This is a genomic window from Thaumasiovibrio clandestinus, from assembly GCF_047250365.1.
GTDB lineage: Bacteria > Pseudomonadota > Gammaproteobacteria > Enterobacterales > Vibrionaceae > Thaumasiovibrio.
This window is the reverse complement of the sequence record NZ_JBLBVL010000002.1, coordinates 340,532-354,524: the sequence shown is the minus strand read 5'-3', so window position 1 is coordinate 354,524 and position 13,993 is coordinate 340,532. Positions and strand designations below refer to the sequence as shown.

At 46.6% G+C, this 13,993-nt stretch carries 13 protein-coding genes; 9 read left to right on the top strand and 4 right to left on the bottom strand.

Annotated features, from left to right (window positions below):
* Positions 1 to 11: 11 nt before the first annotated feature.
* On the top strand, positions 12 to 545 hold the full coding sequence (hpt, locus tag ACKLNH_RS04675; RefSeq protein WP_413111078.1) for a hypoxanthine phosphoribosyltransferase: 534 nt from the start codon (positions 12 to 14) through the stop codon (positions 543 to 545).
* A 70-nt stretch (positions 546 to 615) separates the two neighbouring features.
* Here the strand turns inward: hpt and can are convergent, their stop codons facing one another.
* The gene (can, locus tag ACKLNH_RS04670) at positions 616 to 1,263 is read right to left on the bottom strand and encodes a carbonate dehydratase (RefSeq protein ID WP_413111077.1); all 648 of its coding nucleotides are present in this window, start codon (positions 1,261 to 1,263) and stop codon (positions 616 to 618) included.
* Between the two features lie 96 nt (positions 1,264 to 1,359).
* Here can and ACKLNH_RS04665 point away from each other — a divergent pair, with 96 nt between their 5' ends.
* Positions 1,360 to 2,277 (top strand): ABC transporter ATP-binding protein, encoded by a 918-nt coding sequence (locus tag ACKLNH_RS04665; RefSeq protein ID WP_413111076.1) that lies wholly within the window; start codon positions 1,360 to 1,362, stop codon positions 2,275 to 2,277.
* Between the two features lie 3 nt (positions 2,278 to 2,280).
* Positions 2,281 to 3,051, top strand: a complete 771-nt coding sequence (locus tag ACKLNH_RS04660; protein WP_413111075.1) for an ABC transporter permease — start codon at positions 2,281 to 2,283, stop codon at positions 3,049 to 3,051.
* 71 nt (positions 3,052 to 3,122) lie between these two features.
* Here ACKLNH_RS04660 and srmB read toward each other — a convergent pair whose 3' ends face one another.
* Both srmB and ACKLNH_RS04650 read right to left on the bottom strand, forming a co-directional pair.
* A complete protein-coding gene (gene srmB, locus ACKLNH_RS04655) occupies positions 3,123 to 4,364 on the bottom strand; it encodes an ATP-dependent RNA helicase SrmB (RefSeq protein WP_413111074.1) in 1,242 nt (413 codons plus the stop codon).
* 140 nt (positions 4,365 to 4,504) lie between these two features.
* Complete coding sequence (locus tag ACKLNH_RS04650; RefSeq protein ID WP_413111073.1) at positions 4,505 to 5,245, bottom strand: tRNA1(Val) (adenine(37)-N6)-methyltransferase; 741 nt, start codon at positions 5,243 to 5,245, stop codon at positions 4,505 to 4,507.
* A 349-nt stretch (positions 5,246 to 5,594) separates the two neighbouring features.
* Here ACKLNH_RS04650 and brnQ point away from each other — a divergent pair, with 349 nt between their 5' ends.
* On the top strand, positions 5,595 to 6,905 hold the full coding sequence (gene brnQ, locus ACKLNH_RS04645; protein ID WP_413111072.1) for a branched-chain amino acid transport system II carrier protein: 1,311 nt from the start codon (positions 5,595 to 5,597) through the stop codon (positions 6,903 to 6,905).
* 77 nt (positions 6,906 to 6,982) lie between these two features.
* On the opposite strand, the gene fldB is transcribed toward brnQ, so the two are convergent.
* On the bottom strand, positions 6,983 to 7,498 hold the full coding sequence (gene fldB, locus ACKLNH_RS04640; RefSeq protein ID WP_413111071.1) for a flavodoxin FldB: 516 nt from the start codon (positions 7,496 to 7,498) through the stop codon (positions 6,983 to 6,985).
* 201 nt (positions 7,499 to 7,699) lie between these two features.
* Here fldB and xerD point away from each other — a divergent pair, with 201 nt between their 5' ends.
* From xerD to lysS, 5 genes are all read left to right on the top strand, one after another.
* Entirely contained in the window at positions 7,700 to 8,554 is an 855-nt protein-coding gene (gene xerD / locus ACKLNH_RS04635; RefSeq protein ID WP_413111261.1) for a site-specific tyrosine recombinase XerD, read from the top strand.
* 121 nt (positions 8,555 to 8,675) lie between these two features.
* Complete coding sequence (dsbC, locus tag ACKLNH_RS04630; protein WP_413111070.1) at positions 8,676 to 9,389, top strand: bifunctional protein-disulfide isomerase/oxidoreductase DsbC; 714 nt, start codon at positions 8,676 to 8,678, stop codon at positions 9,387 to 9,389.
* A gap of 83 nt (positions 9,390 to 9,472) precedes the next feature.
* Positions 9,473 to 11,194 (top strand): single-stranded-DNA-specific exonuclease RecJ, encoded by a 1,722-nt coding sequence (recJ, locus tag ACKLNH_RS04625; protein ID WP_413111069.1) that lies wholly within the window; start codon positions 9,473 to 9,475, stop codon positions 11,192 to 11,194.
* A 175-nt stretch (positions 11,195 to 11,369) separates the two neighbouring features.
* Positions 11,370 to 12,468, top strand: a protein-coding gene (prfB, locus tag ACKLNH_RS04620; protein WP_413111068.1) for a peptide chain release factor 2 whose coding sequence is annotated in 2 segments (ribosomal slippage) — positions 11,370 to 11,444 and positions 11,446 to 12,468 — 1,098 coding nt in all. Because the reading frame shifts where the segments join, the coding sequence is not laid out codon by codon here.
* A gap of 16 nt (positions 12,469 to 12,484) precedes the next feature.
* Positions 12,485 to 13,990 carry a lysine--tRNA ligase gene (gene lysS / locus ACKLNH_RS04615; RefSeq protein WP_413111067.1) on the top strand — a complete coding sequence of 502 codons (1,506 nt, stop codon included), beginning with the start codon at positions 12,485 to 12,487 and terminating at the stop codon, positions 13,988 to 13,990.
* Positions 13,991 to 13,993: the final 3 nt, after the last annotated feature.

The following is a 13,993-nucleotide window of genomic DNA, read 5'->3' as shown; positions in this document are numbered from 1 at the left end:
CGGAGGCAATAATGAAGCATAAAGTTGATGTATTGATTTCTGAGCAGGATGTTCAGGCACGGGTACAAGAGTTGGGTAAACAAATTACCGAGTGCTATAAAGACTCAGATAATCTTGTCATGATCGGGTTATTGCGTGGTTCATTTGTCTTCATGGCGGATTTGGCACGTGCAATTGACCTTCCACATGAAGTGGATTTCATGACCGCATCCAGCTATGGAAGCAGCATGGAAAGTTCAAGAGATGTTAGAATTCTCAAAGATTTAGATGATGAAATTGAAGGCAAAGATGTACTTCTAGTCGAAGATATTATCGATACTGGTAATACCCTGAATAAAGTAAAAGAGTTACTATCACTACGTGGGCCTAATTCAATTCGTATCTGTACTTTGCTGGATAAGCCTGAGCGCCGTGAAGTGGATGTTGAGGTTAACTGGGTTGGATTTGAAATCCCTGACGAATTTGTCGTCGGTGTTGGGATTGATTATGCACAAAAATATAGACACTTGCCGTTTATCGGTAAAGTTGTACCGCTCGAAGATTAATTGAGTTCAAACGATAAAAATGCAGCACTGAGTGCTGCATTTTTTCTATGCCGATACGTTGATTTATAGCCTATTTAGGCAGGATCTCGCTCATTGCTGATTGAAAACTGATTTCAACGTTTTCTCGGCTATCTGTGGTTACACCGAGATCTCGCAGTACACCGTCATCAATCCCGTAGATCCAGCCGTGAACTTTCACCTTTTGTCCGCGATCCCACGCAGTTTGCATAATGGTAGAGTTGGCGAGGTTATATACTTGTGAAGCGACATTGATTTCGCACAACTTGTTTTCCCAAAGGTTACGCTCTATTTTGCCTAGATCGGAGCGGTGCTTTAAGTAGAGATCGCGAATATGTAGTAACCAATTATTGATTAAACCTAATTGTGGGTTCTCAATAGCGGCTGCAACGCCACCACAACCATAGTGACCACAAACAATGATATGCTTGACTTTAAGAACATCGACCGCATATTGCACTACGGATAAACAGTTAAGGTCGGTATGAATAACTTGGTTGGCAACGTTACGGTGAACAAAGAGTTCGCCAGAATCTAGTCCAATTAAGCGCTCCGCAGGAACGCGGCTGTCGGCGCACCCTATCCAGAGGTATTCAGGATGCTGTGCCTTGGCTAAATGGGTAAAAAATTCAGGCTTTTCGTCCTTGATCGTCGAGGCCCACTCGACGTTATTTGCGAAGAGTTGTTTTATTTCTGCCATGATAGTGCCCTTGTCTATTCCTGCCGATACTATACATTACTTGCAACAATGAGAGATCGGATTTGTTGTAAAATTACATAATTTAATGTGAATGTTATGAAAGCACTTGAAATAAACTCGCTAAACAAAATATACAGTGGCGGATTCCAAGCCTTAAAAGATTTATCACTAAGCGTTGAAGACGGTGACTTTTACGCATTATTGGGGCCAAATGGCGCTGGAAAGTCGACGACGATCGGCATTATTAGCTCGCTCGTCAATAAAACCTCAGGCAGTGTAAAAGTCTTTGGTTATGATATTGATACTGACCTCGTCGCGGCAAAGCAGCAGATAGGGCTCGTTCCGCAAGAGTTTAACTTTAATCAGTTTGAAACGGTGGAGCAGATCGTCATTAACCAAGTGGGATACTATGGCGTGCCTCGTGACGAAGCCCGAATAAGAGCGCATAAATACTTGTCTCAACTCGATTTATGGGACAAACGTAAAGAACGTGCCCGTAATTTATCGGGCGGAATGAAGCGCCGTTTAATGATTGCACGTGCACTTATGCATGAGCCGCGTCTATTGATCCTTGATGAACCTACCGCAGGGGTGGATATTGAGTTACGTCGGTCGATGTGGGAGTTTTTGCGTGAAATTAATCAGCAAGGGATCACCATTATTCTGACTACGCACTATCTGGAAGAAGCGGAGATGCTGTGTCGGAACATTGGTATTATCAATCGCGGTGAGATTGTCGAAAATACATCAATGAAGGCGTTGCTCAATAAGTTGCAGGTCGAGACTTTTGTTTTAGATCTTTACTTAAATGGCCGTCAGCCCAGCTTACAAGGGGTTGATATGCGCGTGATCGATGATCACACCATTGAAGTCGATGTGCTCAAAGAAGCAGGCTTAAACTCCGTGTTTATGCAGTTAACCGCGCAAGACTTCACTGTCTATTCAATGCGCAATAAGGCCAACCGATTAGAAGAGCTGTTTGTTTCTTTAGTGCAAGAAAGCAAAGGAAAATAGTATATGACTAGTCAATTTTATATTGCTTTCAAAAGCTTAGTATATAAAGAGATCAATCGTTTTATGCGTATTTGGGTGCAAACCTTGGTGCCACCCGCGATTACCATGACTCTCTATTTTATTATTTTCGGAAACCTAATTGGTAGTCGAATTGGTGAAATGGGTGGGTTTAGCTACATGGAGTATATTGTTCCAGGCTTGATCATGATGTCGGTGATTACCAACTCCTACTCCAACGTTGCGTCATCGTTCTTTAGTGCTAAATTCCAGCGTAATATTGAAGAGTTGTTGGTCGCACCAGTGCCAAATCACATCATTATTTGGGGCTACATTGCTGGCGGGGTGGTACGTGGCTTACTCGTGGGGGCTATCGTTACAGCGGTCTCGTTGCTGTTTGTTGATCTCGTGGTCTCAAACTGGCTTGTGGTGTTCTCGACAGTATTGATGACCTCAGTGGTGTTCTCGTTGGGCGGCTTAATTAATGCGGTTTTCGCGAGAACGTTTGATGATATTAGTATTATTCCTACATTTATCTTAACGCCACTGACCTATCTTGGTGGGGTATTCTATTCTATTTCGTTGCTGCCAGAACTGTGGCAAGGCGTGTCGAAGATTAACCCGATTGTCTATATGGTCAATGCGTTCAGATACGGTTTTTTGGGTATTTCGGATGTGGGTATTGTTACGGCGTTTAGCGTGCTAGCAGGGTTCACGATAGTGTTATACAGCGTCGCTTACCGTTTGATCTCAACGGGTACAGGGCTACGTAGTTAATGCGTGATGGGTTGTGAGTGAATAAACGAAGGGCGCCGATTGGCGCCCTTTTCATGCTTTGCTCATTGGGATTACTTATCCGCTTGGCTAGCCCCTTTTTGCGCTTTTCTCGCCGCGCCGGGTAGACTCTTTTTCTTCTTCTTTTTCTTCTTAGCAAAGCCTGGCATCTTGTGCTGAGGTTTTAACTCTTCAACAAAGCGCTCTTTTACTGGCTCTTTCATGTAGCGGCCAATACGTTCCATCATTCCTTGATCGTGTGCTTCCACCAAAGAGATCGCGGCACCTTTTTTACCAGCACGGGCAGTACGACCGATGCGGTGAAGATAGACATCAGCGGTGCGTGGAAGGTCAAAGTTGATGACGTGACTAATATCAGGAAGATCAATGCCTCGCGCTGCAACGTCGGTGGCGAGCATAACGTTTATCTTGCCTGACTTGAAGCGTTCAATGGTGTTATTACGCGCGGTTTGCGCCATTTCACCTTGTAGCCAACAGCAAGGGATCTGCATGGCATCCATTTTTTCGCGTAGCTCGGCAAGACGTTCACGAGTTTTAATAAAGATAATGCAACGCTCTGCTTCATTGCGCAGTACATACTCGAGCAGTTGTAGCTTGTGCTCCATATGGTCACAGCGATAGTACCACTGGTGAATTTTTTTGCGTTCACGACGTGATGGGTTAGCATCGAATCGAACCGGTTCTTTTAGGAGATCTTCAGTAAAACCGTTGACACCTTTGCCTTCAAGCGTTGCTGAGAATAGCAACGTTTGGCGACGCCAACGGCATTCAGAAGAGAGCCTATCGACAATCGGGCCAAAGCCCATATCGAGCATACGATCGGCTTCATCCAGAATTAAGCATTCAATGGCACGGCAGTCAAAGCGTTCTGCTTCGATATATTCCATTAGACGTCCAGGAGTGGCAACCACCACATCCTGAGTTTTACCAAGTACTTCAGCGTGCTCATCGTAAGAGATACCACCGGTAATGGTGAAGATCTTAAGATCGGTATTTTGAGCTAGTTCTCGTGCTTCATTAGCGACCTGCATCGCTAGTTCACGTGTCGGTGTTAAAATTAATACACGAGCAGGACCCGGTTTCCGGCGTGGAAAATCGATCAGGTGCTGAAGCATTGGCAGCACAAAAGCGGCGGTTTTCCCGGTCCCTGTTGGTGCTGACGCTAAGATGTCTCGTCCATCCATTGCCGCTGGGATGGCATTGGCTTGGATTTCTGTCGGGCGGGTGTAGCCTTTGCCTTCAATGGCTGACAGCAGGTCAACATCCAGCTCCAGTTCTGAAAAAGTTCTTACCACGTTTAATCTCCGGATTAACCAACAATGTCACTATCTGTATATAAGGGGCGCGATTATATACTTAAGTCGCTCAAGGTGCAGTAGGGATTATGAATTATCCCCGATCCAAGCAGTAAATAGCCTGTCTGACAGATTAAGTATCACTGCTCTTGGTTATTTTGCCTCTTTGGTGATGACATTTTTAGATAAAAAGGCCAAGTGAGAGCAATAAATGCTTCGCTATAGCCATTATTAGCATGGATAGTTAGCTGCTGTTGATCGCAGTGTTGCGGGGTGGGAGTGAGTTCGATCAGTAAGCGGCTGATCGGTTTTCGTGCTGTGGTGTTAACTTCGCATAAGCGTGAGCAGTGCAGCCCAAGCGCTTGGGCGGCGTTAATTAATTGGCGTCCTTCTTGTTCTGGCAGGATAAGCGAGGCATAGCCTGCAACGTTTAATAACTGCTGAATGACCGTTAACAGTGCATGATGATCAAAGTGCTGAGTATGGCGTGCTAATGCCCTTGCATTACATTGCGATGTTTCACCAGACGTGAAGTAGGGCGGGTTACAGATAATAGCGTCGATAGAATGACGATTTTTTGGGGATAACCAATCACGGACATCGGTATGTATAAGGGTTAATCTGTCTGCCCATGGACTGCGTAAGAAGTTGTTATGTGCAGCGGCGGCGGCATTCGCCTCAATTTCGATAGCCGTTATCTCTGAGTGAGTAGAGCGTTGCGCTGCCATTAATGCTAGCAGGCCACTTCCCGTGCCAATGTCGGCAATCTTGCCCTGCTTGGGCAGCTGACTCCAAGCGCCGAGTAAAATGCCATCAGTACTGACAGGCATACCACACTGTGCATCCTCAATCGTGAACTGTTTTAAACGAAATGCTGACATACTGTTAATCTTCTTGATGCTTTCCCAAATTAAAGTCTGCCATTTCGCGCAGTAATGAACAATGGAACTGAGCAATTAAACTGCTACGGGCTTTACTGTTGGGGTAATGTGTTAATTTGCTCTCTATTTTTGGTTTGAACAACTGTAATTTGATTAAAAAATCAAAAGATAATGGTGTTTTTGCCTAGTCTGTTGCAACAACGCGCTTACTTGTTCATTATGCTGCTACAGGCTCGTTGATTAGATGAATATTTTACTGGTCGCTAATGTGGCGTTTTTTAGGCTTCGATCAACCTGACCATCAATAATATAAGCAAATACAACAGAACATAGTAGTAAGGATAATCAGGTGAAGAAGTCCCTTAGTGTAACTGATATCTTCGCATTAGGTTTCATGACCTTTGCGTTTTTCTTAGGTGCTGGCAACATTATATTTCCCCCTTTAGCTGGCATGCTCGCTGGAGAGCATTATATCGCAGCCATGGCTGGTTTCTTGGTCACTGCGGTGGGCCTTCCTCTTATTGGTATCATTGCGGTTGCCGTGGCTGGCGGTGGTTGGCAGGGGTTAACGCGTTATTTACCAACGTCTGTTGCGACGGTAATGGCGGTACTGATTTTCATTATTATCGGTCCAGCATTTGCCGCACCGCGTGCAGGTTTGGTCGCTTATCAAATGGGGGTGGTTCCTTTCTTGGCTGAAGCTGAACAGTCGACGTTAACCTTGTTCTCAATTGCCTTTTTTGCCATTGCTCTCCTATTTGCGTGGTCACGTGGCAAGTTGATTGACATGATCGGTAAGTTTTTGACTCCAGTGCTGTTTATTGCATTGGCATTATTGGCTGTGGCTGTTTTCATCAACCCGCAGAGCGCGATTGTGGCCCCACAAGGAGACTACATTAACCATGCCTTTACGACAGGGTTCCTTGAAGGTTACAACACCATGGATACCTTTGCGGCGTTGATGTTTGGCATGTTGATTGTTGATGTGATTCGCAAGAAAGGCATTACCGATGAGAAAGCGACTTGCAAATACTTGATGTTAGCTGGTGTTATTGCTGCGGCAGGCTTGGCGTTTGTTTATATCTCACTGTTCTATCTTGGTGCAACCAGTTCAACATTGGCAGCAGAGGCAACTAATGGTGGTGCCATTCTTGCTGTGTATGTGCATGCGTTATTTGGTCCAATTGGGCAGGTCATTTTATCATCGATTGTTATGTTGGCGTGTTTGACTACGGTAATTGGCTTGATCGGGGCATGTGCTGACTACTTTAGCTCACTGACACGTTGGTCATATAAAACATGGGCATTGATCATGGCGATAACTTGTGCTGTGGTGGCAAACGTTGGTTTAGAGCAGCTAATTGCTATTTCGGTGCCTGTGCTATTTGCCTTGTATCCAGTGGCAATTGCTTTGGTCACGCTGACTTTCTTGAGCCAACGTTTCAAGCAGCCAGAACTGGCATACCGTAGCGTTTTGTTGGTTTCGCTACTGTTTAGCTTGATTGATGCGGCAAAAGTACTTGGCTTTAATATGGATCTCTTCTCAGTCTTACCGGGTTTTGCTATGGGAATGGCTTGGGTACTACCTACCACACTGGCGATAATCGCCAACCTAGTGGTCGTTAAGAAAGTAACCGTTAAACAGCCAGAAGCGGCGTAATGATTTACGCGAAGCAGTGATACGATTGATGCTAAAAAGGCTTGCGCTTGGCAAGCCTTTTTTATGCTGCGATAACGCTATAATTGACTGTACTCTTGCATGATTTGCTCACACCAAACAGCAATGCGCTCATCACTAAGATCATATTGGCTATCTTCATCTAACGCGAGGCCAACGAAGAAATCGCTGTCAGCGGTGATCGCTTTCGATGCCTCAAATTGATATCCCTGTGTTGGCCAATAGCCGATGATATCCGCTTCGCAATCGAGTAGGGCATCATGCAGTAACCCCATGGCATCTAAAAACCACTCGCCATACCCTTCTTGATCGCCTAAACCAAATAGGGCTATCGCTTTGTTGCTTAGATCGAGTTGCTCTAATTGCGACCACGCTGCTGCCCAATCTTCCTGAAGTTCACCAAAGTCCCATGTTGATATCCCAAAAATCAGCAGATCATAGTCTTGGGTTAGCACTAAGGGAGCCGTTTTTACATTGTGTAGTGTGACCAAACCTGTGCCAAGTTGAGCGCGGATCTTCTCTGCTGCCATTTCGGTATAGCAGGTGCTGGAACCATAAAATAGGCCGACTTTCATCCAAATATTCCCTTAATCGCTATTTTTAACACTATACCTTAGCTTTTATGCTTTTCTCCATCCACAATTAGGGTATCTTAATACTGTTTTTTAATACAGTGGTGTGCAGGCCTATATCGCTTGTCATCACCCATTTTGCTGAGGCAGCAGAGGCGTAATTTGAGTGAACAAGAGCAGTTGTTAGAGGATTTTTTCGACGCCATGTGGATGGAACGTGGCTTAGCGGACAATACGATTAGTTCTTACCGACATGATTTGAATAAGTTGGTGCAATACTTAACGATGCAAGATAAGAATATCTTTACGGCCGTAACGAAGGATTTAACTGACTATCAAGGCTGGCTAGAGCGCAGTGAGTATGTGGCGACCACGCGTGCTCGAATGACCTCTGCAATTAAGCGCTTGTTTCAATATATGCACCGTGAGAAAGCGCGCAATGATGATCCCAGTGTCTTATTGGAGAGCCCGAAGCTTCCCACCCGTTTGCCCAAAGACCTAACAGAAGAACAAATAGAAAACCTACTCAATGCCCCAAAGGTTGAAGAGCCGTTGGGCCTTCGAGATCGTGCCATGATTGAGCTGTTGTACGCGACAGGGTTGCGGGTAACAGAGCTGGTGAGCTTGACGATGGAGAATGTCAGCCTGCGCCAAGGCGTTGTAAGGGTTATCGGTAAAGGGGGCAAAGAGCGCTTGGTACCGATGGGGGAAAATGCAATTTATTGGATGGAGCAATTTTTAGCACAAGGCCGTTCAGCGTTAATGGGCCAAGTGACTGGCGATGTGGTGTTTCCGAGCCGTCGTGCCAAGCAGATGACACGACAGACGTTTTGGTATCGAATTAAGCATTATGCCTCTGAAGCAGGTATCGATAGTGAGAAGTTGTCCCCTCACGTGTTGCGGCATGCTTTTGCTACGCACTTATTAAATTACGGTGCGGATTTGCGTGTCGTACAAATGTTATTGGGGCATAGTGACTTATCGACGACGCAAATCTATACCCATGTTGCGACCGAGCGTTTGAAACAGCTACATAGTGAGCATCACCCACGTGCTTAAGGGGTGATAGTTAAGTAACATACAAGGCTGTTTGTTATTAGTCACATCCGACAATGCAACAAACTGGCATTATTCTGGTCTAGTAATATTGCTTAGAGTTTTAATTTTCAGAGGAATGAACATGCATATTTTTCGAACCAGTGCGCTAATGCTGGCTGTGGTCTCTACGTTAGCGAGTGCGACATCCGCGCCAGATGCGGTGCAAAGCGCAATGGCAAAACTCGGCTTAGAAGTGACAGCAATGGCTGACTCACCATTGAATGGGGTTAAAGAGATCACGACAAACCGTGGTGTTTATTATATTTCTGAAGATAGTAAGACATTCTTAGCTGGTCACCTGTTTGATCTCAGTGGTGATGAGCCAGTAAATCTCACCGAAAAACGCTTAGCTGAGATCAACAAAGAACGCTTGGCGACACTCAGCAATGAGATGATTGTTTATAAAGCGCCACAAGAGAAGCATGTGGTTACCGTGTTTACTGATACGAGCTGTGGTTACTGCCGCAAGCTGCATGATGAAATGGCGGCATATAATAAGGCGGGAATTACCGTCCGCTATTTAGCTTTTCCACGTGGTGGCCTGAATGCAGGGAACTACGGACAGATGAGCGCTATCTGGTGTGCGGATGATCAAGTTGCAGCGATGGATCAAGCTAAATCTGGTCAATTTAATCAAAGCTCTGCGGAATGTAATGATATCGTTAACCGTCACTATCAACTAGGGGTAGAGATGGGGATTCGAGGTACACCTGCGATTGTATTGGAAGATGGTAGTATGATCCCGGGTTATCAACCTGCAGATATGTTGAGTCAGCGTCTAGAGCAAGGGTCGTAAACCTATTTTAGGCCGCGTTATTTTGATTTTTATTTCAATAGGATAAATGCCCGTTTTAATGCACGGGCATTTTTTAGGACAGCATGATAGAGATTCAGCGTCGCCCAGAAGGTGATACTTCCGGCTTTTCAGCACATATTCCCCCTTTATTGCGTCGTATTTATGCCAGCCGTGGCATAGAAAGGGATAGTGATTTAGAGCGCGGAGCGCGTGGATTGCTGCCATTTACTCAGTTGGCGGGGATAGAACAAGCGGTGACACTGTTGGTCGATGCCCTTCGCCAGCAGCGCAAAATGGTTATCGTGGGTGACTTTGACGCTGATGGTGCGACAAGTTCAGCGCTCTCTGTCATCGCTCTACGCCAATTGGGTGCTCACCATGTTGACTACTTAGTGCCGAATCGATTTGAGGATGGCTATGGCCTCAGCCCTGACGTGGTTGAGCAAGTGGCAAATCGTGGCGCAGAGTTGATCATCACCGTAGATAATGGCGTATCGTCGCTCACCGGCGTGCAAGCTGCTAAGGATCGCGGTATCGCTGTATTGGTCACGGATCATCACTTGCCGGGTGAAGTCTTGCCAGCGGCAGATGCGATCGTCAACCCTAATCTGCATGAATGTGGTTTTCCGTCGAAGGCGTTGTGTGGTGTTGGTGTCGCGTTTTATTTGATGCTGGCATTGCGGGCGGAGTTGCGTCGTATTAATTGGTTTGCTGAGCAAAAGATCACTGAACCCAATCTGGCTAACTTGCTTGACTTGGTCGCACTGGGCACCGTTGCTGATGTGGTACCACTGGATAAAAATAACCGTATTCTCGTCTTCCAAGGGCTACAACGTATTCGTGCCGGTCAATGCCGTCCGGGGATTCAAGCCCTTATCGAAGTGGCTAACCGGGAACAGAGTCGTGTGGTTACTGGTGATTTGGGTTTTGCACTAGGGCCTCGCATCAACGCCGCAGGGCGATTGGAAGATATGAGCCACGGGGTTGAACTGCTGTTATGTGATGAGATCAATTTAGCCCGTCAACTCGCCTCGGAATTGGATGGCTTAAATCAGACGCGCAAAGAGATAGAGCAGGGCATGAAGGAGGAAGCGGTCGCGATTTGTGAGCGCTTGCAGCTGGGGGATGATTTGCCATGCGGTATTGTGCTGCATCAAAACGATTGGCACCAAGGGGTGATTGGTATTTTGGCCTCACGGATCAAAGATCAGTACCACCGTCCAGTGATCGCCTTTGCTGATGGCGGTGACAATACCCTTAAAGGGTCGTGCCGCTCAATTGTTGGGTTACATATGCGTGATGTACTTGATCAGATTGATACACGTCATCCTGGGTTGATCCTCAAATTCGGTGGCCATGCCATGGCGGCAGGGTTAACTATTCCGGCCGATCAGCTGAATGCGTTTCGAGCAGCCTTTGAAGGCGTGGTGCAGGCCGAGGTGGATGAATCATCACTGCGCGGTGTGCTGTTAAGTGATGGTGAATTGGCGCCAGCCGATATCAACCTGCAGACGGCGGAGTTGTTACGCCAGAGCGGACCGTGGGGGCAAGCCTTCCCCGAGCCGATGTTTGATGGTGAGTTTAGGGTTTTGCAGCAACGCCTCGTCGGCGGCAAACACTTAAAATTGATGTTAGAGCCTGTGGTTGGAGGGCTGATGGTGGATGCGATTGCCTTTAATGTCGATCTACGTCGTTGGCCGGATGCTTCTGTGAATCAGGTGAAGCTGGCCTATCGCTTAGATGTAAACCTTTTTAGGGGTAACTACAGTGTTCAGCTAATGGTGGAGCACCTCGACGCCATTTAATTCGAATAAGCGTGTTCTTTAGTGGAGAAGATCACGCTTTATTCATTTCTCACCTGCAACTTTGTGCAAAATGGTGTAAGAAAAATTTCCTCTTCTTCTGCTTAAGCGCTGTATATTCCGCCAACAATTCGATAGAATCTCGCAATTGTGTCCATTTCGGCTGTGATGAGTGGCAATGTTCGAAATTAATCCTATTAAAAACCGTCTTGAGGACGTGCTTTCGCGCACAGAAGTCCTTAGGGGGTATCTTTGACTATGAGGCGAAGAAAGAGCGTCTCGAAGAAGTTAACGCAGAGTTAGAGCAACCAGATGTATGGAATGAGCCAGAACGCGCTCAAGCTCTAGGTAAAGAGCGTGCTTCGCTAGAAGCTGTGGTTGAGACTATTGATGTGTTAGTGGCTGGTGTTGATGACGTCGAAGGACTACTTGAACTTGCGATTGAAGCGGAAGATCAAGAAACATTCGATGAAATTGAACCTGAGCTACAAGATCTTGAAGCGAAACTAGAGAAACTCGAGTTCCGCCGTATGTTCTCTGGTGAATATGACGCGTCTGATTGTTATATCGATCTTCAGTCTGGCTCTGGTGGTACAGAGGCGCAAGACTGGACCTCGATGATGCTGCGTATGTACTTGCGTTGGGCAGAATCGAAGGGCTTCAAAGTTGAAGTCATCGAAGTCTCTGCAGGTGATGTCGCTGGCTTGAAATCAGCAACCGTGCGCATCTCTGGTGAATACGCTTACGGCTGGTTACGCACCGAGACCGGGGTTCACCGTCTTGTGCGTAAATCGCCGTTTGACTCAGGGGGTCGTCGCCATACGTCATTTGCATCGGCGTTTATCTACCCAGAGGTGGATGACAACGTATCCATTGAGATTAATCCAGCTGATTTACGTATTGACGTATACCGTGCTTCTGGCGCGGGTGGTCAGCACGTTAACACCACGGAATCCGCGGTACGTATTACGCACGTGCCAACCAATACCGTTGTGCAGTGTCAGAACGACCGTTCTCAGCACAAAAACAAAGATCAAGCGATGAAGCAGTTGAAAGCAAAACTGTTTGAGCTTGAGATGCAAAAACAAAATGCTGAGAAGCAAGCCAATGAAGATGCCAAATCTGATATTGGTTGGGGCAGCCAGATCCGTTCATACGTTCTGGATGATTCCCGCATTAAAGACCTGCGTACTGGGGTTGAAAACCGCAATACACAAGCCGTTTTAGACGGTGATTTAGATCGTTTCATCGAAGCCAGCCTTAAGTCTGGGCTGTAATTCATAAGGGTAAGCAATGACCGACCAGTTACAAGACGAAAATAAGCTGATTGCAGAGCGTCGCGCGAAGTTAGATAAAATCCGCCAAAACTGTAAAGCTAATGGCCACCCAAATGACTTCCGTCGTGAACATTTGGCAGCTGATCTCCAAGCCGCTTACGGTGAAAAGACTAAAGACGAACTTGAGCAAGAAAACAACATTGTTGCGATCGCTGGCCGTGTAATGGCGAAGCGTGGTCCTTTCTTGTCAATCTCTGATGTATCTGGCCGCATCCAAGCGTATGCTGCAAAAGATGTGCAGAAAGTCCTGAAAGAAAAATACAACGGCCTTGATATCGGTGACATCATCGGTGTTAAAGGTGCGCTGCATAAGTCAGGTAAAGGCGATCTTTACGTTAACTTCGAAGAGTACGAACTGCTAACCAAAGCACTGCGTCCTTTGCCAGAGAAGTTCCACGGTTTAACTGACCAAGAGCAACGTTACCGTCAACGCTATGTTGATTTGATCGTAAATGAAGACTCACGCAGCGCGTTTAAGATCCGCTCGAAAGTGGTGAGTGCGATCCGCCAGTATATGGTCGAGAAAGACTTCATGGAAGTTGAAACGCCGATGATGCATGTGATCCCGGGTGGGGCAACAGCACGTCCGTTTATCACGCATCATAATGCGCTTGATATCGACATGTACCTGCGTGTTGCTCCCGAGCTTTACCTGAAGCGTCTGGTGGTTGGTGGTTTTGAGCGCGTGTTCGAGATCAACCGTAACTTCCGTAACGAAGGCCTATCACCACGTCATAACCCAGAGTTCACCATGATGGAATTCTATATGGCGTACGCGGATTACCGCGATCTAATGGATCTTACCGAAGAGATGCTATCTGGCATCGCGAAAGATGTATTAGGCAGCTTTGAGATGCCATACGGCGAAGAGACGATTAGCTTTGCCGGTCCATATCCGCGTATCAGCATGTTGGATGCACTGAAAAAGTACAATCCAGACCATGCAGATATCCAAGCGCTAACGTACGACAAAGTGCAAGATCGTGAGCATATGGCTCAAATTGCTAAGTCAGTAGGCGTTCATGTTGAGAAGTTCATGACCAGTGGCCAATTGCTGGAAGAAGCCTTTGGTGAAACGGCGGAACCTCAACTACTTCAGCCTACCTTCATTACTGAATACCCTGCGGATATCTCTCCACTGGCACGTCGTAATGATGATAACCCGTTCATCACTGACCGTTTTGAGTTCTTCATCGGTGGTCGTGAAGTGGGTAACGGCTTCTCTGAGCTGAATGACGCGCAAGATCAAGACGAGCGCTTTAAAGCGCAAGTAAATGCCAAAGATGCTGGTGATGATGAGGCGATGTACTACGATGCAGACTACATCACCGCGCTTGAGCACGGCCTACCGCCAACAGCGGGTATGGGTATCGGCATTGATCGTTTGGTGATGCTGTTCACCAACACGCACACCATCCGTGACGTTATTCTTTTCCCAGCGATGCGTCCACAAGCTAAATAAGCT